General features: G+C 63.4%; 20 protein-coding genes. 13 read left to right on the forward strand and 7 right to left on the reverse strand.

What is annotated here, in order from left to right:
- Positions 1-4: 4 nt before the first annotated feature.
- The 4 genes from DENOEST_RS16475 to rph form a co-directional block, all read right to left on the reverse strand.
- Positions 5-1030, reverse strand: coding sequence for a 4Fe-4S dicluster domain-containing protein (locus DENOEST_RS16475; RefSeq protein WP_197970646.1), 1026 nt, complete (start codon positions 1028-1030; stop codon positions 5-7).
- A 3-nt stretch (positions 1031-1033) separates the two neighbouring features.
- On the reverse strand, positions 1034-1699 hold the full coding sequence (locus DENOEST_RS16480; RefSeq protein ID WP_145769357.1) for an ethylbenzene dehydrogenase-related protein: 666 nt from the start codon (positions 1697-1699) through the stop codon (positions 1034-1036).
- 419 nt (positions 1700-2118) lie between these two features.
- Entirely contained in the window at positions 2119-2703 is a 585-nt protein-coding gene (gene rdgB / locus DENOEST_RS16485) for an RdgB/HAM1 family non-canonical purine NTP pyrophosphatase (RefSeq protein WP_145769358.1), read from the reverse strand.
- Positions 2703-3422 (reverse strand): ribonuclease PH, encoded by a 720-nt coding sequence (gene rph, locus DENOEST_RS16490; protein ID WP_145769359.1) that lies wholly within the window; start codon positions 3420-3422, stop codon positions 2703-2705. Before rph ends, rdgB begins: the two co-directional genes overlap by 1 nt.
- A gap of 215 nt (positions 3423-3637) precedes the next feature.
- Here rph and DENOEST_RS16495 point away from each other — a divergent pair, with 215 nt between their 5' ends.
- From DENOEST_RS16495 to DENOEST_RS16515, 5 genes are read left to right on the forward strand one after another with little or no spacing between them, the layout of a single operon-like run.
- Complete coding sequence (locus tag DENOEST_RS16495; RefSeq protein ID WP_170228084.1) at positions 3638-3907, forward strand: chaperone NapD; 270 nt, start codon at positions 3638-3640, stop codon at positions 3905-3907.
- The gene (napA, locus tag DENOEST_RS16500; RefSeq protein ID WP_145769361.1) at positions 3888-6431 is read left to right on the forward strand and encodes a nitrate reductase catalytic subunit NapA; all 2544 of its coding nucleotides are present in this window, start codon (positions 3888-3890) and stop codon (positions 6429-6431) included. Before DENOEST_RS16495 ends, napA begins: the two co-directional genes overlap by 20 nt.
- Positions 6432-6478: 47 nt before the next feature.
- Positions 6479-7357 (forward strand): ferredoxin-type protein NapG, encoded by an 879-nt coding sequence (napG, locus tag DENOEST_RS16505; RefSeq protein WP_145769362.1) that lies wholly within the window; start codon positions 6479-6481, stop codon positions 7355-7357.
- Positions 7358-7363: 6 nt separating this feature from the next.
- Positions 7364-8254 (forward strand): quinol dehydrogenase ferredoxin subunit NapH, encoded by an 891-nt coding sequence (gene napH, locus DENOEST_RS16510; RefSeq protein ID WP_145769363.1) that lies wholly within the window; start codon positions 7364-7366, stop codon positions 8252-8254.
- 13 nt (positions 8255-8267) lie between these two features.
- Positions 8268-8705, forward strand: coding sequence for a nitrate reductase cytochrome c-type subunit (locus DENOEST_RS16515; protein WP_145769364.1), 438 nt, complete (start codon positions 8268-8270; stop codon positions 8703-8705).
- 22 nt (positions 8706-8727) lie between these two features.
- Here the strand turns inward: DENOEST_RS16515 and DENOEST_RS16520 are convergent, their stop codons facing one another.
- On the reverse strand, positions 8728-9555 hold the full coding sequence (locus DENOEST_RS16520) for a PP2C family protein-serine/threonine phosphatase (protein WP_145769365.1): 828 nt from the start codon (positions 9553-9555) through the stop codon (positions 8728-8730).
- Positions 9552-10484 carry a serine/threonine protein kinase gene (locus DENOEST_RS16525; protein WP_145769366.1) on the reverse strand — a complete coding sequence of 311 codons (933 nt, stop codon included), beginning with the start codon at positions 10482-10484 and terminating at the stop codon, positions 9552-9554. The genes DENOEST_RS16520 and DENOEST_RS16525 overlap by 4 nt, the downstream gene beginning before the upstream one ends.
- Positions 10485-10566: 82 nt before the next feature.
- Between DENOEST_RS16525 and DENOEST_RS16530 the strand changes: the two genes are divergently transcribed.
- The 5 genes from DENOEST_RS16530 to DENOEST_RS16550 are packed head-to-tail and all read left to right on the forward strand — an operon-like array spanning position 10567 to position 14688.
- Positions 10567-11421: a YicC/YloC family endoribonuclease gene (locus DENOEST_RS16530; RefSeq protein WP_197970647.1), complete on the forward strand. Its 855-nt coding sequence runs from the start codon at positions 10567-10569 to the stop codon at positions 11419-11421.
- 7 nt (positions 11422-11428) lie between these two features.
- Positions 11429-12046 carry a guanylate kinase gene (gene gmk / locus DENOEST_RS16535; protein WP_145769368.1) on the forward strand — a complete coding sequence of 206 codons (618 nt, stop codon included), beginning with the start codon at positions 11429-11431 and terminating at the stop codon, positions 12044-12046.
- A 14-nt stretch (positions 12047-12060) separates the two neighbouring features.
- Complete coding sequence (gene rpoZ / locus DENOEST_RS16540) at positions 12061-12267, forward strand: DNA-directed RNA polymerase subunit omega (protein ID WP_145769369.1); 207 nt, start codon at positions 12061-12063, stop codon at positions 12265-12267.
- A 29-nt stretch (positions 12268-12296) separates the two neighbouring features.
- Entirely contained in the window at positions 12297-14483 is a 2187-nt protein-coding gene (locus DENOEST_RS16545) for a RelA/SpoT family protein (protein ID WP_183148276.1), read from the forward strand.
- A 16-nt stretch (positions 14484-14499) separates the two neighbouring features.
- Positions 14500-14688: a DUF3460 family protein gene (locus tag DENOEST_RS16550; protein ID WP_145769371.1), complete on the forward strand. Its 189-nt coding sequence runs from the start codon at positions 14500-14502 to the stop codon at positions 14686-14688.
- A 133-nt stretch (positions 14689-14821) separates the two neighbouring features.
- Here DENOEST_RS16550 and DENOEST_RS16555 read toward each other — a convergent pair whose 3' ends face one another.
- Positions 14822-15739, reverse strand: coding sequence for a helix-turn-helix domain-containing protein (locus DENOEST_RS16555; RefSeq protein WP_170228085.1), 918 nt, complete (start codon positions 15737-15739; stop codon positions 14822-14824).
- A 93-nt stretch (positions 15740-15832) separates the two neighbouring features.
- On the opposite strand from DENOEST_RS16555, the gene DENOEST_RS16560 reads away from it, so the two are divergent.
- The 3 genes from DENOEST_RS16560 to DENOEST_RS16570 are packed head-to-tail and all read left to right on the forward strand — an operon-like array spanning position 15833 to position 18946.
- Positions 15833-16963 (forward strand): DUF1214 domain-containing protein, encoded by a 1131-nt coding sequence (locus tag DENOEST_RS16560; RefSeq protein WP_145769373.1) that lies wholly within the window; start codon positions 15833-15835, stop codon positions 16961-16963.
- Positions 16960-18126, forward strand: coding sequence for a sulfotransferase family protein (locus DENOEST_RS16565; RefSeq protein ID WP_197970648.1), 1167 nt, complete (start codon positions 16960-16962; stop codon positions 18124-18126). The genes DENOEST_RS16560 and DENOEST_RS16565 overlap by 4 nt, the downstream gene beginning before the upstream one ends.
- A gap of 31 nt (positions 18127-18157) precedes the next feature.
- Positions 18158-18946 (forward strand): SDR family oxidoreductase, encoded by a 789-nt coding sequence (locus DENOEST_RS16570; RefSeq protein ID WP_145769375.1) that lies wholly within the window; start codon positions 18158-18160, stop codon positions 18944-18946.
- Positions 18947-18972 lie beyond the last annotated feature (26 nt).

The raw sequence follows: 18972 nt of genomic DNA on the forward strand, positions 1-18972 counted from the left end.
CTCCTCAAACGCTTTTGATCCAGTGGATGGTCGATGGATCTCGGGTGAAGCCGCCGAACATGTCGTTCCAGTTGATGGAAACCAGCGTGTCGATCAGTTCCGAATGGCCGCCCTGGCGGGTCTTCTGCATTTCAGCAGCAAGAATCGCCAAGGCGTCGATGCCGGCCTGGCCGAACAAGGAGCGCAGGTAATCCTCGGGAATGCGGCTCTTCTTCAGGTCGAAATCACCGTCGGCGCTGATGGCCGAGGGCGCCAGGGGTGGCACATAGAACACGTTGGGATCAGTGCCGTATTCCGGGTGCAAAGGCACGGCCACTTTCCACTGGTCCACCAGTTTGTAAACCGCCGCTGCCTTGTCGTCGCGGAAACCGAAAAACCTCACTCGACCCGGGCACTGGCGCGCACAGGCAGTGGCAACGCCTTTCTCGACCCGAGGCAGGCAGAGGATGCACTTGTTGGCTACGCCGCGCTCATGATTGAAATAGATCTTCTTGTAGGGACAGGCCTCCATGCAGAAGCGGTAGCCGCGGCAGTGATCCTCGTCGATCAGGACGATGCCGTCCTCCTCGCGCTTCTTGATCGCGCCCCTCGGGCAGGCGGCTTTGCAGGCCGGTGTCGTGCAATGGTTGCAGATGCGCGGCAGGTAAAAGTAAAAGGAGTTCGGATATTCGCCGCCGCCCTGGTCCTCGTCCCAATTGGGGCCCCACTCGGGCGTTCCGCCCTGGGGCTGGAAGTGAACCTGGGAACCCTTGCCGCCAAAGAACACTTCTTCGTGGTTGAACTGCCAGGCTTCGCCGAATTCCTTCACGGTCGGCATTTCGCCCGCCTGGGCCTGGCCGTCGCGGAAGCCGCCGCCCATCTGTTCCCAGTTCTTTGGTGTGCCCTTGCCGGGCAGCGTATTGACGGTGTTCCACCACATGGATTCGCGCCCTTCGTCGCCGGTCCACAACTGTTTGCAGGCGATGCTGCACGAGTGGCAGCCGACGCACTTGTTGAGGTCCATGACCATGGCGAGTTGTCGTTGTGTCATTCCTCAAGCTCCCCGTTGCAGTTCCAGATCGACCCAGTCACCGGAGAAGGATTTCAAGCCAGCCCTTTCGGCCCGGCCGCCTTCCCAGACCACGACGCCGAAGCGGGTCGGCTGTCCGCCATCCAACTGGGCTACAGCCTGTGAGGTCTCTACCTTCATGGCCCGGGCAATCACGACCTGCCAGCGGCCGTTGCGCCAGATCCCCCGGCTTTTCACTTGCACCATGTCCAGCGTCTTGGAGGTGCCATAGCCCTCGGCAACCATATGCCGGCCGCGATCCTTCTCGTTGGCGCGCCAGTACCAGATATTGATACCGCTTCCCGGCACGCCCATGGTAATCAGGGCCGGTGGATTGACCTGGTCGATGGGCAAGGCTATCGCCGCACCGTCAGGAAACACGCTGTTGTCCCCGTGATCCCGATTCTCCGTGGCATCGGCCCATTCCAGGTGGAAGTACAGATGCCGACCATCATGCAGCGCCTTGACCTCCACCCGATCCACGGCACCGATCGCCCGGCTGCTCCATTTCGCCCGGATCGCCTCGGTGGGCTGCAGGGCAGCCGGCGTGCCCATCAGGCTGACTGTCTGCCCCAGTTGGGATGCCCACGCGCCCGCATCGGGAGAAAGCAATGGGGCAAGATCGTTTGTCGGTACATACGTGGCATTCATGGTCCGCCCCACAACTCCTCCTGATTTGAATCGCCTCTAGTTTCGGTTCGTGGAAGTCTAAAACCAGGCGAAATGGATGCCAGGGTGGAATCCATGCAAGGAGCGGACACTTTGAATCAACCCAGCCGCCTCTGTCTGCGAGCGGTATGTGCAGTTGATTGAGACACTATTGATCCGGCCCGAATATATCTTCAGTCGTCACCCCGGCAAAGGCCGGGGTCCAGGGGTTCAATCCGCCACTGCTCTAGATTCCGGCCTTCGCCGGAATGACATGGTCTATTGACTTTATTGGGCCGGATCAATAGGGATATCGATGATCTTCGCTGGCGCCGTCGATAACCCGGGCAAAGTTTTCCCTCCCGGGATCGGGGCAAGCGATTCAGAAGAACAGCGGAGCAGGGCTCATGCCCTTTCCGGTGCTATCGCCGCAGACATTCGAGCAGTTTCGCCACCGCCTGGCCGCGATGGGAGCGGGCGTTCTTTTCCTCTTGACCGAGTTCCGCCGCGGTCAGGTCCAGTTCAGGCACGAGGAACAGGGGATCGTAGCCGAAGCCCTCCGCACCACGGGGTGCGGCGAGGATTTCCCCCTGCCATTCACCCTCGGCGATCAGCGGCTGGGGATCCTCGGCGTGGCGCACCAGGGCCAGCACACAAGTGAAATGGGCACGGCGATTGGTCTGGCCGGCCAGAGTCTCCAGCAGCTTCTGATTGTTGCGGGCATCGGATTTCGGCTCGCCGGCGTAACGCGCCGACTTCACTCCGGGCGCGCCGCCCAGGGCCTCCACGCAAAGGCCCGAATCGTCGGCCAGCGCCGGCAGGCCGGTGGCGCGGGCGCAGTGACGCGCCTTGGCGATCGCATTTTCGACGAAACTGGGATGGGGCTCCTCCGCTTCGCTGACATTGAAGGCGGACTGGGGCAGCACCTCGATACCCAGGGGCGCCAGCAGACGGGCGAACTCCTTCAGCTTGCCGGCGTTGTTGGAAGCGAGGACGAGCTTGTCCATCACGCCGCCAATGCGGATTTTTGCGCCGCGACGATCTCGGCAATGCCCTTTGATGCCAAGTCCACCAGGGCGTCCAGCTCGGCCCGGGTGAAGGGCGTGCCCTCCGCCGTGCCCTGAATCTCGACAATGCCGCCACTGCCGGTGATCACCACGTTCATGTCGGTGTCACAGGATGAGTCTTCGTCGTAATCCAGGTCCAGCACTGGCTGGCCGTCCACGATGCCGACTGACACGGCGGCGACGAAATCCTGCAAGGGGCTGACTTTCAACTTGCCGGCTGCCACCAGGCTGTTCACCGCGTCGTGCAGCGCCACGCAGGCGCCGGTAATGGAAGCGCAGCGAGTGCCGCCATCGGCCTGGAGCACGTCGCAGTCGAGGGTGATCTGACGCTCGCCCAGGGCCTTCAGGTTGGTGACGGCGCGCAGGCTGCGGCCGATCAGGCGCTGGATCTCCTGGGTGCGGCCGGACTGCTTGCCCCGGGCCGCCTCCCGATCGCCCCGGGTATGGGTGGCGCGGGGCAGCATGCCGTACTCGGCGGTGACCCAACCTTCACCCTTGCCCTTCATGAAACCCGGCACTTTTTCCTCCACGCTGGCGGTGCAAAGCACCTTGGTGTTGCCGAACTCCACCAGCACGCTGCCTTCGGCATGGATGGTGTATTGACGGGTGATGCGCAGCTCGCGCAACTGGTCGGGGCTACGCCCACTGGGTCGGGTCATGGGATTTCCTCGGCTGGATAATTTTCAGGGGGCGAATGATGCCCGGAATTTCATGGTCTGAGGAAGTGCTGCCAACGGGCATCCGGCCAATATCCAAGCGTAATACTCAACATTTCAATAATTTGATACTCATCAATTGCGCAAAATTCCCTCAGGCCTAGCATGGGTACGAGTAAGTGCAGCGCACCATTTTCACTCTCCCAGAAAGGCAGATCGTGAATATTTCAAGCGCCATCCTCCATGCCCTCCCCGGCGATCTGGCATCGCTGCAACAGCAGTTGCGGGAACTGCCAGGCGTCGAGATTCATGCCACTGCCGACAAAGGCAAGTTGATCATCTCCATCGAGACTCCGGGCGATCTCGAAACCACCAGCATCTTCGAAGCCATCGGCAAGCTGCCCCAAGTGTTGTCGGCTTCCCTGGTCTACCACCAAACCGAATCCGATCCAGACAAGGAGCTCTGCTATGAAACTGACGCGGCGTGACTTCATCAAGACCCAGGCAGTAATGGCGGCCGCCGGCGTGGCCGGTATTTCCCTGCCCGGTGCCCAGGCTCTGGCCAAGGCACCGGCCAACGACGGCATCCGCTGGGACAAGGGCGTCTGTCGCTACTGCGGCACCGGCTGCGGTGTCCTGGTGGGCGTCAAGGACGGACGGGTGGTGGCCACCCAGGGAGACCCGGAAGCCCCGGTCAACAAGGGCCTGAACTGCATCAAGGGCTACTTCCTGTCGAAGATCATGTATGGAAAGGACAGGCTCACCAAGCCACTATTGCGCAAGAAGGACGGCAAGTTCGACAAGAACGGCGAATTCACCCCGGTGTCCTGGAAGGAAGCCTTCGACATCATGGAGGAGAAATGCAAGGCGGCCCTGAAGGCGGGCGGCCCGCGCAATATCGCCATGTTCGGTTCCGGCCAATGGACCATCTGGGAAGGCTACGCCGCCGCCAAGCTGATGAAGGCCGGCTTCCGTTCCAACAACCTGGACCCCAACGCCCGCCACTGCATGGCTTCCGCCGTGGCCGGCTTCATGCGCAGCTTCGGTATCGACGAGCCCATGGGCTGCTATGACGATGCCGAGCATGCCGACGCCTTCGTGCTGTGGGGCTCCAACATGGCGGAGATGCATCCCATCCTCTGGTCCCGCATCACCGACCGGCGCCTCACCGCCCAGCACGTCAGGATTCATGTGCTGTCCACCTTCAGCCACCGCACCTGTGAGCTGGCCGACAACGAGCTGGTGTTCAAGCCCCAGTCGGACCTGGCCATCCTCAACTACCTCTGCAATCACATCATCCAGTCGGGGGCGGTGAATGAGGAATTCGTCAGGAAGCATGTGAAGTTCAAGAAGGGCGTGACCGACATCGGCTATGGCCTGCGCCCCAACCATCCCCTGGAGCAGGCGGCCGGCAACAACGGCTACCCCGGCGCTGACGGCAAACCCAAGGGTGATCCGGGCAAGGCCGCCGACATCAGCTTCGACGAGTTCAAGACCTTCGTCGCCGAATACACATTGGATCGCGCCCACGAGATTTCCGGCGTGCCCAAGGACAAGCTCGAGGCCCTGGCCAAGGCCTATGCTGACCCGAAGACCAAGGTGGTGTCCTACTGGACCATGGGTTTCAATCAACATACCCGGGGCACCTGGGTTAACAACATGATCTACAACGTCCATCTATTGCTGGGCAAGATCTCCGAACCGGGCAACGGTCCCTTCTCCCTCACGGGCCAGCCCTCGGCCTGCGGCACGGCCAGGGAAGTGGGCACCTTCGCCCACCGCCTGCCTGCCGACATGGTGGTGGGCAACCCCAAGCACCGAGAGCTCAGCGAGAAACTGTGGAAACTGCCGGCTGGCACCCTTCCCGACTGGGTGGGGCTGCACGCTGTGGCCCAGTCCCGGGCACTGAAGGACGGCAAGCTGGGCTTTTTCTGGTCCACCACGACCAACAACATGCAGGCCGGCCCCAACATCAACGGCGAGATCTATCCGGGCTGGCGCAACCCGGCCGCCTTCGTGGTCCATTCTGATGTCTATCCCACCGTCTCCGCCCTGGCGGCGGACCTGATCCTGCCCTCCGCCATGTGGATGGAAAAGGAGGGGGCCTACGGCAACGCCGAGCGCCGGGGCCAGTTCTGGCGCCAACAGGTAAAGCCCCAGGGTGAGTGCAAGTCCGACGTCTGGCAGTACGTGGAGTTCTCCAGGCGTTTCAAGACCGACGAGGTCTGGCCCGCCGAACTGCTGGACAAGAATCCCGAGTACAAGGGCAAGACCCTCTATGAGGTCCTCTACGCCAACGGCCAGGTCAACAAGTTCACACCCGAGGACGCGAAGCAGACCAATGCCCACGCCTGGAAGAACTACAGCAACGAGGAAATCCAGGCCTTCGGTTTCTATCTGCAAAAGGGTCTGTTCGAGGAATACGCCAGCTTCGGACGGGGCAAGGCCCACGACCTGGCCCCCTTCGACACTTACCACAAGGCCCGGGGGCTGCGCTGGCCCGTGGTGGACGGCAAGGAGACCCTGTGGCGCTTCCGGGAAGGCTACGACTCCTATGTGCCCAAGGGGGAGGGGGTGCGCTTCTACGGCCACCCCGACGGCAAGGCCGTGGTCTTCGCCCTGCCCTACCAGCCCGCTGCCGAGCAACCGGACCAGGACTATGACCTCTGGCTGTGCACCGGTCGGGTGCTGGAGCACTGGCATACCGGCTCCATGACCCGGCGCGTCCCGGAGCTGTACCGGGCCATGCCCGACGCCTGGATCTACATGAACCCGGCGGACGCGGAAAAGCGCGGCCTGAAGCGAGGCGACACTGTCAAGGTCGCCACCCGGCGCGGCGAGATCACCACCCGGGTCGAGACCAAGGGCCGCAACAAACCTCCGGTGGGTCTGGTCTTCGTGCCTTTCTTCGACGAGATGCGACTGGTGAACAAGCTGACCCTGGATGCCACCTGCCCGATCTCGAAGGAGACGGACTTCAAGAAGTGCGCCTGCAAGGTGGTCAAGGTTTGAGGAACCAGGGGTGAGGACGACCATCGGGAAAGCCTCGCCCCGCCATCATGACCCATCCGGACCGTCGCCAGTTCCTGCTCGATGCCGCCCGCTCAGCCTGTGGCGTGGGCGCCCTCGGCCTGATGCTGGGACTCTACGCCCGGCGCAGCGAGGCCCTGCCGCCGACGGCGCTGCGCCCCCCCGGCGCCCTGCCGGAATCGGATTTCCTCGGCGCCTGCATTCGTTGCGGCCTGTGCCTGCGCGACTGCCCCTACGGCATCCTCGATCTGGCCCGGCCGGAACAGCCCATCGCCACCGGTACTCCCCACTTCAATGCCCGGGCCAGGCCCTGCGAAATGTGCGAGGACATACCCTGCGTCAAGGCCTGTCCCACCGGCGCCCTGAACCACGACCTGACGGATATCGCCAAGGCGAAGATGGGCCTGGCGGTGCTGGTGGACAAGGAGACCTGCCTCAATTTCCTCGGCCTGCGCTGCGATGTCTGCTACCGGGTCTGCCCCCTGATCGACAAGGCCATCACCCTGGAGCCCCGTCACAATGCCCGCACCGGTCGCCATGCCATCTTCGAACCGGTGGTGCATTCGGATCTCTGCACCGGCTGCGGCAAGTGCGAGCACGCCTGTGTGCTGGAGGCCGCCGCCATCAAGGTATTCCCCGTCGCCCTGGCCAAGGGGGCTCTGGGCACCCATTACCGGGTCGGTTGGGAAGAGCAGAAGAAGGCCGGCGGCTCCCTGGTGGACGAAAAACAGATGATCGACCTGCCCGACCGGCTACCGGAGGGCACGTCCCTGCCCGGCCACTGGGACCCGGGCAGCGCCCCACCGACCCTGCCCTCGGCTTCGCCTGTCGGCAAAACGCCGGCCACCAGCCCCGGTCTGCCAGGCGGCGGGCTGGTGGATCGTCTGTCGGACAACGCCCCCCGATAAACGATCATGGATACCCAGCCATCAAACTCAACGACCACCCGGCCCCTGTGGCGAACCCAGCGCTGGCTGATGCTGCGCCGCCTGAGCCAGGCGACCGTGCTGACCCTGTTCCTGGCGGGACCCTGGCTGGGACTCTGGCTGGTCAAGGGCAATCTGAACTTCAGCCTGACCCTGGGCATCCTGCCCCTGGCTGATCCCTTCATACTCCTGCAATCCCTGCTGAGCAGGCACGGCCCGGAGCGCCAGGCACTGATCGGCGCGGCCCTGGTGCTGATCTTCTATCTGCTGGCAGGGGGGCGGGTTTACTGTTCCTGGGTCTGCCCGATGAATCCGGTGACCGACGCCGCCCACTGGTTGCGTCGCCGCCTGGGCATCAGGACCAGCGCCCATCTGAGCCGTCAGACCCGCTACTGGCTGCTGGGGCTGGCCCTGCTGCTGGCCGTCCTGAGCGGCACCCTGGCCTGGGAACTGGTCAATCCCGTCTCGATGCTGCACCGGGGCCTGGTCTTCGGCATGGGCGCCACCTGGGCGGTAGTGGTGGCGATATTCCTGTTCGATCTTTTCGTCACGGATCGGGGATGGTGTGGCCATCTCTGCCCCACCGGGGCCTGCTACAGCCTACTGGGCCGATTCAGCCTGATCCGGGTCCAGACCGCCGGACGCAATGCCTGCGACGACTGCATGGACTGCTTTGCCGTCTGCCCGGAGCCCCTGGTGATCAGGGCGCCCCTGAAGGGTGTCGACAGCCCGCCCCTGATACTTTCTTCCAATTGCACCAACTGCGGTCGCTGCATCGATGTCTGTGCCAGGAATGTCTTCAGCTTCGGCAGCCGTTTCCATTCACCACCCAAGCCTGGCCGGCCTTCCGCCGTGCCCGATGACCAACACCTATCCTGAAGGGGAGTTCATCATGAAAAGGACCATCACCATCACACTGGCCGCGCTCCTGACCACCATCTCGGGCTGGACTGCCGCACAGCAACTGGCATCCCTGCGGGGCGAGGAGGTCGTCAGCGAGGACAAGGCGCCCATCGAAATGAGTTACCAGGGCAAGAAACCCGGCCTGCAAAAGCCCATCGCCCGCACCTTCAAGGAGCAGCCGCCCCTGATCCCCCACATGATCACCAATTTCGACGAGATCACCCTGGAGGAAAATCAGTGCCTGAGCTGCCACAGCGTCGAAAAGTACAAGGAAAAACGGGCGCCGAAAATTGGCGACAGCCACCTGGTTAACAACGTGGTGAGCATGGCCCGCTATCAGTGCAACAGTTGCCACGTGCCCCAGGTGGACGCCAAGCCCCTGGTGGATAACGGCTTCGTCGGCAACGTTCGTCAAGCCAAACGTTGATCCCTGATTCAACAGGGTTTCGTCATAACGGAGAACCGACGCGGCGCAGCTCCTCGATGGCCCGTTCGATTTCCCCGTCGCTGGGAAAATCGCCCCCCCCGTTGCCGTCGGAGCCGCCGTCCCAGCGCACGGCCAGGGCTGTCAGGTTGTCGGCCCGGGGACCGGCGGCTTCCTCGGCGCGGTCGATCATCCGGGGCAGGGCCTTGATCAGGTCCATGGCAGTGATCTGCCGGGCCAGTTCCTCATCTCCCAGGGGACCCCAGGCACCGTCGGAACAGAGCAGCAGGATGTCGCCGCAACGCAGCTGCAATTTGCGGGAAAACTCCACCTGGGGCAGCGACTCCCCCCCCAGACAACTGAAAATGCGGTTGCGTTCGGGGTGACGCCGGGCCTCCTCGGCACTGATCCTCCCCTCATCCAACAGTAACTGCACCCGGCTGTGGTCCCGGGTACGGCAAAGAATACCGCCGCCCCGCAGGGCATAGAGCCGGGAGTCACCGGCATGGGCCCAGCAGGCAATGCCATCCTGAACCACACAGACCACACAGGTGGTCATCGGCGTCTGCTCAAGGGCCGGCCCCCGGGCCATTTCCCGGATGGCCCGATGGGCATCCAGCAACACCTGGGAGAGGAACAGATAGGGATCCGGCAAGCGCGGTGCGGCGATGCGCATGAATGTATCGGCCACACAATCCACCGCCACCTGGGCCGCCAGTTCACCCCGGTCATGCCCGCCCATGCCATCCGCCACCACCAGCAGCAAGGCATCGCTGGTGTAGCGGCAGGCCAGCCTATCCTCGTTACCGCGGCGGCCACCGATGCGGCTTTCCTGGCAGAGCGTGAACTTCATTTCCCGATCAATCCTTTAAGGCGGGACAGCACACCCCGCACCGGGGTCAGGTAATCGTCCCGGCTCAACTCCCGTTGCAGGGAGAAAACGCTCTGGGGCCGGGCCAGGGGGTCCAGGCTCAGGCACAGGTCGATGATCTCCAGCAGATGCCGGGAATATTTTTCGGCCCAGGGTCCGGCAGCGGCTGACAGCGCCTCGCCTTCCAGACGACGGTCAGCGGCCGGCGGCGGCCGGGTGGCGAGGCAGGCATAGAGTGTGGCGCCCACAGCGTAGATATCGGTCCAGGGGCCGCACTGGTCGATCCCCTCATACTGTTCCGGCGCGGCAAAGCCCGGTGTATGCATGGTCTTGAGCCGTGGCACCTCGCTGCCGATGGCCTGCCGCGCCGCGCCGAAATCCAGCAGCAGGGGCGTGGCGTCGCTGCGCAGGTAAATGTTGGCGGGCTTGATGTCCAGATGCAGCAGCTTGCGGCCATGGACCTCCCGCAGGCCGTTGAGCAGGCGGGCGAAGACCGTGCGCAGGAACTCCTCGGGGATCTGGCCGGAATGTTTCTGGATGTGTTCCTGGAGGGTGCGCCCCCGTTCGTAACGCATCACCAGATACGCCGTGCCGTTGGCGCGAAAAAAGTTGAGCACGCCCACCACGTTGGGATGATTGAGCTGGGCCAGTATCCGGCCCTCCTCGAAAAAGCACTTCAGGCCATGATTGAAGGCAGGACGATGGATATCCGCCACCAGGGGCTCCGGGCTTTCCCCGGCGCGCAGCGCCAGGGAGCTGGGCAGGTACTCCTTGATGGCCACCGGTGTCTCCTGGGCATCATAGGCCAGATAGACAATGGAAAACCCGCCCAGGGAAATCTGCCGCTCGATGCGGTATTGCTCAAGCTGGAATCCGGAGGGTAGCGGCTGGTTGGCCTGGGCGGGAGACATGGGCGGGACAGGATAGAATCCGTGTCATTCTCCGTTGCCCGGCAAGCGGTGTAAAGCCGCCCAATCATCCATGATCTTCAGCATGACCGGTTATGCCGCCGGTGCCCGCGACCTGGGCCAGGCGATCCTCAACCTCGAACTCAAGAGCGTCAATTCCCGCTACCTGGACATCGGTTTCCGTGTCAGCGAGGATCTGCGTTCCCTGGAGATGCCGATCCGGGAACAGATCAGCGCCCGCATGCAGCGGGGCAAGGTGGAATGCCGCGCCTACCTGCAGTCCCAGGAAAACGGCGTACGGAACACGACACCCAATGACGCGGCCCTGGCCCGGCTGGCGGCCATGCAGGACATCGTGCGCCAGGCCCTGCCCCAGGCCCAACCGCTTTCCGTGGCGGAAATCCTGGGTTGGCCCGGCATCCTGAGCCGCCAGGAACTTTCCGCCGACCAATTGCAGACCGAATGTCTGGCCCTGCTGGCCCAATTGCTTGAAGAATTTCTCGCCACCCGTGCCCGTGAAGGTGAAAAGCTGGCCGCCATCCTGCGGGAGCGCACGGCCCGCATGCGGGAACTGGTGACCCGGGTCGGCCCCCTGCTGCCCCAGGTTCTGGGGGACTACCAGGAGCGTCTATCAGCCAAGCTGCGGGAAGCCGTGGCGAACCTGGACGAGGACCGCATCCGTCAGGAAGTGGGCGTGTTCGCAGCCCGGGTGGATGTGGCCGAGGAACTGGCTCGACTGTCCACCCATCTGGATGAGGTGGAGCGAGTACTGAAGAAGGGGGGCGTCGTCGGCAAGCGACTGGACTTCCTGATGCAGGAGCTGAACCGGGAAGCCAACACCCTGGCCTCCAAATCTGTGTCCGCAGAGATCACCGGCATCGCCCTGGAACTCAAGCTGTTGATCGAGCAGATGCGGGAGCAGGTCCAGAATCTGGAGTGAGCGAACCATGAGCGCCGGTAACCTTTTCGTCATCGCGGCCCCCTCCGGGGCCGGCAAGACCACCCTGGTCGGCATGCTGCTGGGGCAGGATCCCCTCGTGCGCCTGTCCGTGTCCTACACCACCCGACCGCCGCGTCCCGGGGAAAAGGAAGGGGTGCAATATCATTTCATCGATATCCAGACCTTTCTGTCCATGCGTTCCCGGGGCGAATTCGTCGAATGGGCCGAGGTCCATGGCAACTTCTATGGCACCTCCCGCGCCTGGCTAGCCCAGCACATGGCGGCCGGGGAGGACGTGTTGCTGGAAATCGACTGGCAGGGCGCCCAACAGGTCCGGGAGCAATTCCCCGGCACTATCGGCATTTTCATCCTGCCCCCCTCCATCGAAGAACTCGAGCATCGCCTGCGGGGACGGGGCCAGGACAGTGACGATGTCATCCAACGCCGAGTGGCCGGCGCCCTGGGGGAAATCCGTCATGTGGATGAGTTCGATTTTGTTATAATCAACAAAGACTTGCAGACCGCCCTCGGGGATCTGCTGGCGGCAGTACGCAGTACCCGTCTGCGTCTGCCCCGCCAACGGGAGCGTCATCCGGACGTTTTCCGTTTTCTTGAATCCCACTGACCAGGAAATCCACCATGGCCCGCGTTACCGTCGATGATTGTCTCAAGCGCATCCCCAACCGCTTTCAACTGACCCTGGCCGCCACCTACCGCGCCCGCCAGATCGCCATGGGCAGCACCCCCCAGGTGGAAGCCGGCCGCGACAAGCCCACGGTGCTGGCCCTGCGCGAAATGGCTGCCGGCCTGGTAGGCCTGGAAATTCTCAACAAGGGTCAGGCCTGACGTTGTGAACCGGGGGAGGAACCGCTGCCATGGCCGCCAGGCATTCCGGTGCATCCGCCCCCGCTGCCAGATCCCCACGCTCACCGGACCAATCGCTGGCAAGCCAGCTAGAGCGCTTCAACGCCCGTCTCGCCACCTACCTCAAGCCTGAGGAAATCGCCCGCGTCGGCGCCGCTTATGTGTTCGGCGACGCCGCCCACCGGGGCCAGTTCCGCGTCAGCGGCGCCCCTTATATCTCCCACCCCCTGGCCGTCGCCACCACGCTGGTGGGCTGGCACCTGGACGCCCAGGCCGTCATCGCCGCCCTGCTCCATGATGTGATGGAGGACACCTCCATCACCAAGACGCAGATTGCCGAGCAGTTCGGCAAGACCGCGGCGGAACTGGTGGATGGGGTCTCCAAGCTGGACCGTCTGGAAAACCAGACGGTGGAGCAGGCTCAGGCGGAGAATTTCCGCAAGATGCTGCTGGCCATGGCGCGGGATGTCCGGGTCATTCTGATCAAGCTGGCCGACCGTCTCCACAACATGCAGACCCTGGACGCCATCCGCCCCGACAAGCGACGCCGGATCGCCCGGGAAACCCTGGAGATCTACGCCCCCATCGCCAATCGCTTGGGGCTCAATTCCCTCTACCGGGAATTGCAGGAACTGTCCTTCAGGCACCTGCATCCCCTACGCCACCGGGTGCTGGAAAAAGCCGTCAAGGCGGCCCGGGGCAATCGCCGCGAGGTGGTAAGCAAGATCCTGGATGCCGTCCGCAGCCACCTGCCGACCTGGAACATCGAGGCCGAAATCATGGGCCGCGAGAAGCACCTGTACAGCATCTACCGCAAGATGCGGGAAAAGCATCTGACCTTTTCCCAGGTGCTGGACATCTACGGCCTGCGCATCGTGGTCAAGGACGTGCCCACCTGCTACCTGGCCCTGGGTGCCCTGCATGCCCTCTACAACCCGGTGCCCGGCAAGTTCAAGGACTATCTTGCCATTCCCAAGACCAATGGCTACCAGTCCCTGCACACCACCTTGATCGGTCCTTACGGAATGCCGATGGAGATCCAGATCCGTACCCGGGAAATGCACAACGTGGCCGAATCCGGCGTGGCCTCCCACTGGCTCTACAAGGACGACCCGACCATCTCGGCCCTGCAGCGCAAGACCCACATGTGGCTCCAGTCCCTGCTGGAACTCCAGTCCACCGCCGGCGACTCCTCGGAGTTCCTGGAGCACGTCAAGGTGGATCTGTTCATCGGCGAGGTCTATGTATTCACCCCCATGGGCAAGATCATCGGTTTGCCCAAGGGGGCCACGGCGGTGGATTTTGCCTATGCCGTGCATACGGACATCGGCAACCGCTGCGTGGCCTGCCGCATCAACCTGGAGCCCATGTCCCTGCGTACCGAACTGCGCAATGGCGACCGGGTCGAGATCATCACCGCACCCCATGCCAGCCCCAACCCGGCCTGGCTCAGTTACGTCAAGAGCGCCCGGGCCCGCTCCAAGATTCGCCACTTTCTCAAGACCCAGCAGACCGAGGCCGCCGCGCAACTGGGCGAACGCCTGCTGGCCCGCGGCCTGGACGAGATCGGCCAGGCCCTGTCGAAAGTGGATAAGGCTACCTGGGACAAGTTCCTCAAGGCCGATGGCGCCCGCTCCCGAAAGGCGGTATTCACCGATATCGGCATTGGCAAGCGTCTCGCCGCCGTGGTGGCCCGGCGCCTGCTGGCCCGGGAAGCCACGCCCCAGGAACAAAAGGTTGCCGGTTCCATCACCATCCGTGGCAGCGAAGGCATGGCAGTTCAGATCGCCAGTTGTTGCTGCCCCATTCCCGGGGATCCCATCGTCGGCCTGATACAAAAGGGCCAGGGCCTGGTGATCCATACTCACGACTGCCCCAGCCTGGCCAAACTGCGGGGCGGGGTGGAGTGGGTCAACGTGGAATGGGAGGCCGACATCGATCGCCTGTTCGAGGTCAGCATCCGTGTGCTGGTGCAAAACCAGCGGGGGGTGCTGGCCAAGCTGGCGGCTGCTATTGCCGAGGCCCAATCCAACATCATCAATGTGCGGGTGGACGAGGACCGTGATGCCACCACGGCGGTCTTTTTCACCCTCGAAGTCTCCCATCGTGTACACCTGGCCAAGGTGCTGCGCAATCTGCGACTGATTCCTGAGGTCGTGCGCATCGCACGGCTCAAGGACAAGAAGTTCAATCCCTGACAAGAAAGGAAAAACCATGTCCGGCTACGAATCCGAACACGCCAAGTTCATGCGCCAATGGCTAGAGCAGCACCCGGAAGAACTTCGGGTGATAAAGGAAGGCCGCGCCCTGTGGTGGGACAAAACGCCGGCGGAACTGGAAGATGGTCAGGAAAGGAAAGTCGGAGAAGTCCCGCGCAAGGCCTACTATTACGACGCCAACTAGCTCCGCCAGGGGGGCGACGGCACCAGCGCACGAATCAACAAGTCGCCCATCCCTCTAGGTCAAGTACGCTTCCCGGCTCCTGGGGAGAATGCTTGCCATGATTCGCCCCGTGCCCAGAACTTGCCACCTCCTGTCAGCTGCTACGCCGCTGGCGCCAGACCCGGGGCGACTCGCCGTAGCGGCTGCGAAACACCCGGCTGAAGTGGGACATGTCATTGAAGCCCCATTGCATGGCAATCTCGGTGATGGTCAGGTGAGCCAACAGGGGATTGCCCAGGGCCTTCATGCTTCGTTCCAGACGCTGCTCCAGGATGTAGCGGGCCAGGGTCTTGCCCGTGGCCTCCATCAGCGTATGAACATGACGCGACGACAGGCCCAGGGCGGCAGCAATCGAGGCAACGCCCATCTGGGGATCGGGTAGATGGGCGCTGATGTGATCCAGCAGGCGGGTACGGTTGCGCTCCAGGGCCCCCTGGCCCTCCGCGTCGTCGGGATGGAACAGTACCCCCATCAGGTCCAGCAGGGCCGTCGAAAGGGGAGCCGCCTCCCTCACGGTGATCTCGTGCCGGCGCTGCCAGACATTGATCAGGAAATTCCACAGCACGCTGCCACTACCGAAATGGGCACTGCGGGACATGATGCAGGCCGGCCGCAGGTCACCATGGCGCGCCTGGAGAACGGCGGTGGGCACATTGACCACCAGGCTGTGAAAATTCGCCGACTGCCAGGCCGCGTAGGGCGCACAGCCATTCACCAGGGACAACACCCGGGTGCTGGAATCCGCCATGCGTCCGTACTGGCGATGGCGCAGCATTCCACTTTGCACCAGGAACAGGCTATGGACCGGCGGCGCCCCGGGTGTCCGGCCCTCCACATGGCGATCCATGGTGATGGGCGCCGAGACGAAGAACTCGTAGAAGCCGATCTCTCCCATGGACCAGGCCGACCAGGCCCCATGGAAATCCTCCGGCTCCGCTTCAGCAATGCGGGTGCCAGGGAAAAGCCGCGCAGAAAGCGTGCGCCATTCGGAAAAATCCTTACAGACTTCCATATATCTTGCGGATTGACGGAGCGGATCAGTATCGCCGCAACCGGGTCCGCCGTCCATATCCACGACCCACACTGATCAAACGGGGGAGCATCCATGACCACACCCATCGAACAAAGAATCATCACGGGCCAACTCTGGGAGGAGTACTGCGACACCCTGAAGCGGGCCGGGCAACAGTTGCTACGGCCGGAGACGCCTCATACCACCTTCGATCAGGCCGAGGGCATGCGTTACCTGTCGCGCCTGGTGCGAGCCGGTCTGGAAATGATGGTGGAGGGGGCCGACGCGGATTTCCCGACCTTCGTGATTCCCTCCCACGAGACCATCAAGATCGGTGCCGACAATCCGGACAACCTCTACCAGACGGCCCGCATCAACGGCAGGAACGAGTACCGCATCCGCGGCAGCCGCGGCACGGTGCCGACGCTGAACTTCGCCACCAAGAAAGGCGGCTATGAAAAGGCCGGCAGCAAGCTGGAAGGCACAGGGCTGCTGAGCACCCAGGAGATGCAGGTGAATGCCGACGGCAGCTTCGAAATCCTGGTCTCGGCGCAACGTCCCGCCAGCGGCAACTGGCTGCCGATGGAAGAGACCTCCCACATGTTGCTGGTACGCCAGACCTTCCATGACCGCCGCAAGGAAAAGGCCGCCGAATTCTCCATAGAGCGGGTCGGCCATGGTGGCGCGCCGGCACCGCTCGACCCGGCGCGCTTCGCGGCCAGCCTGATGGCCGCGGGACATTACACCGAGAATACCGCACGGCTCTTCTGCGACTGGGCAGCCCTGTTCAAGCAGGAACACCACAACACCATCCCTCTGGGCAACCAGGCCATGTTCCAGGCCGCCGGCGGTGACCCCAACATCGCCTACCACCACGGCTACTGGGAATTCGGCGAGGACGAGGCGATGGTGATCGACGCCGTGGTGCCGCCCTGCGAATTCTGGAATTTCCAGGTGGACAACTACTGGATGGAATCCCTGGACTACCGCCACCACCGCATCCACGTAAATTCCCACGGCGCCCGCTACAACCCGGATGGCAGCGTCACCATCGTCATCGCCCACCGCGACCCGGGCCACCCCAATTGGCTCACCACCGCCGGCCACGCCCTGGGCACCAGCCTGTTCCGCGTGATCGGCGCCGGCAGCGCCACGGCGAAGATCGCGACCCGATTGGTGAAGCTCTCTGACATTCCCCACATGCCCAAGGAGCAATGCGCATGACCCTCGACATGAACACCCTGCTGGCCGAGGCCAGCCGCCGCGCCGGCGGCCTCACCGATTTCGGCGACGAGCGTTTCCGTCCCGCGCTGACCGCGCTGCTCAAGGCATTGAACGAGGAAGGGGCCTTGTCCGAACTCGGCGTCCAATTGATGGGTGAGCACATCAGCCGACTGCTGCACAATCGCCTGTTGATGGAGGACTACTACGCCCGCCATCCGGAGATCGAAGCGGAAGAGATCGGCGGCCCCATTGTCATCATCGGCCTGCCCCGCACCGGCACCACCCTGCTGCAACGCATCCTCAGCTGCGATCCGCGCTTCTATCCGATGCTGTGGTGGGAGACCCGCTTCCCCGTGCCGCTGGCGGCACCGGGCAGCGGCGCAGCCGACCCCCGCATCGAACTGGCCAAAGCCGAAGTGAAGATGATGGTGGACGCCAATCCCACCCTGCTCTCCATCCACCCCTTCGACGCCATGGCTGCCGACGAGGAAGGCATCCTACTGGAGCATTCCTTCCAGAGCTTCTTCGACGCCTATGCCGACATTCCCAGCTACACGCAATGGCTGTGGGACCACGACCAAACGCCGGCCTACGAATACCTGAAACGGATGCTGAAGTTCGTCCAGTGGCAAAAACGCCAGCGCGGCGAAGCGGCCGGCGACTGGGTGCTGAAGGCGCCCCACCACCTGCGCCAGATCGACGTGCTGTTCAAGGTCTTTCCCGGCACCCGGGTGATCCAGACCCATCGCGATCCATTGCAAACCATCCCCTCCATCGCCAGCTTCACCGATAACCTGTGGAAGCTCTACATGGCGAACCCCGATCCGGCCCGGGCCGGCCGCCAGTGGTCCGCCATCTGGGCCCGTGGCACCCGGGAGACCATGTGCTATCGCGACCAATGCGAGCCGGGACGCTTCCTCGACATCTGGTTTGCCGACACCCTGACCCGCCCCCTGGACGTGGTCCGCACCATCTACGATTTCCTCGGCGTCAGCTTCCCCACGGATACCAAGGACAAGATGCAGGCCTTCCTTGACGCCAACAGCCGCGAGAAGCGGCCGCTGCACGAATACGCCATTGAGCATTTCGGGCTTTCCGAAGCGCAGATCAAGCAGGACTTCGCCGAATATCGGGAACGCTACATCCTGTCCCACACGAGTTGAACCCATAAAACCACGAGAGGAGAAAAGCATCATGCTGCTGAAGAACAAGGTCATCATCGTTTCGGGCATCGGCCCCGGCCTGGGCGTCAAGCTGGCGATCGAGGCTGCCCGGGAGGGCGCCAAGGTCGCCATTTCCGCCCGCACCGCCGCCAACCTGGACGATGCCGAGCAACGGATGCGGGCGATCGCGCCGGACTGCGAAGTGCTCAAGCAGACCAACGACATCACCGATCGGGAACAGTGCAAGCGCCTGGTGGAAGCCACCGTGGCCCGCTTCGGCCGCATCGACGGCCTGATCAACAGCGCCGTCTTCCATGGCAACTTCGAGGGGGTGGAAAACGCCGACCTGGAAGACTGGCGCCGGGTGTTCGACACCAACGTGATCGGTACCATGAACCTGACCCAGGAGACCATCCAGGCCATGAAGAAGAGCGGCGGCGGCGCCATCGCCATGGTCAACACCATGGCCACCCGCAAGCCCTTCCCCAGCGAGGCCGGCTACGCCGCCTCCAAGGGCGCCCTGACTGTGGCCGCCAAGTACCTGGCGAAGGAAGTGGGCCGCTACAACATCCGGGTCAACAGCGTCTATCCCGGCTGGATGTGGGGCCTGCCGGTACAGGGCTACGCCAAGAACGCCGCCGCCGCCAACAACATCACGGAAGAGCAGGCCATGGCGCCCATCGTCGCCAACATCCCCCTGGGCCGCATCGTCACCGACGACGAAGTGGCGAGGGTCGCCCTGTTCCTGGTTTCCGACTACTCCACGGCGATGACCGGGGCGATTCTCGACGCCAACGGCGGCGAGTTCATCGCGGTCTGACAACACGCCGGGCGCCTGAAACGCGA

It is taken from the genome of Denitratisoma oestradiolicum (assembly GCF_902813185.1).
GTDB lineage: Bacteria > Pseudomonadota > Gammaproteobacteria > Burkholderiales > Rhodocyclaceae > Denitratisoma > Denitratisoma oestradiolicum.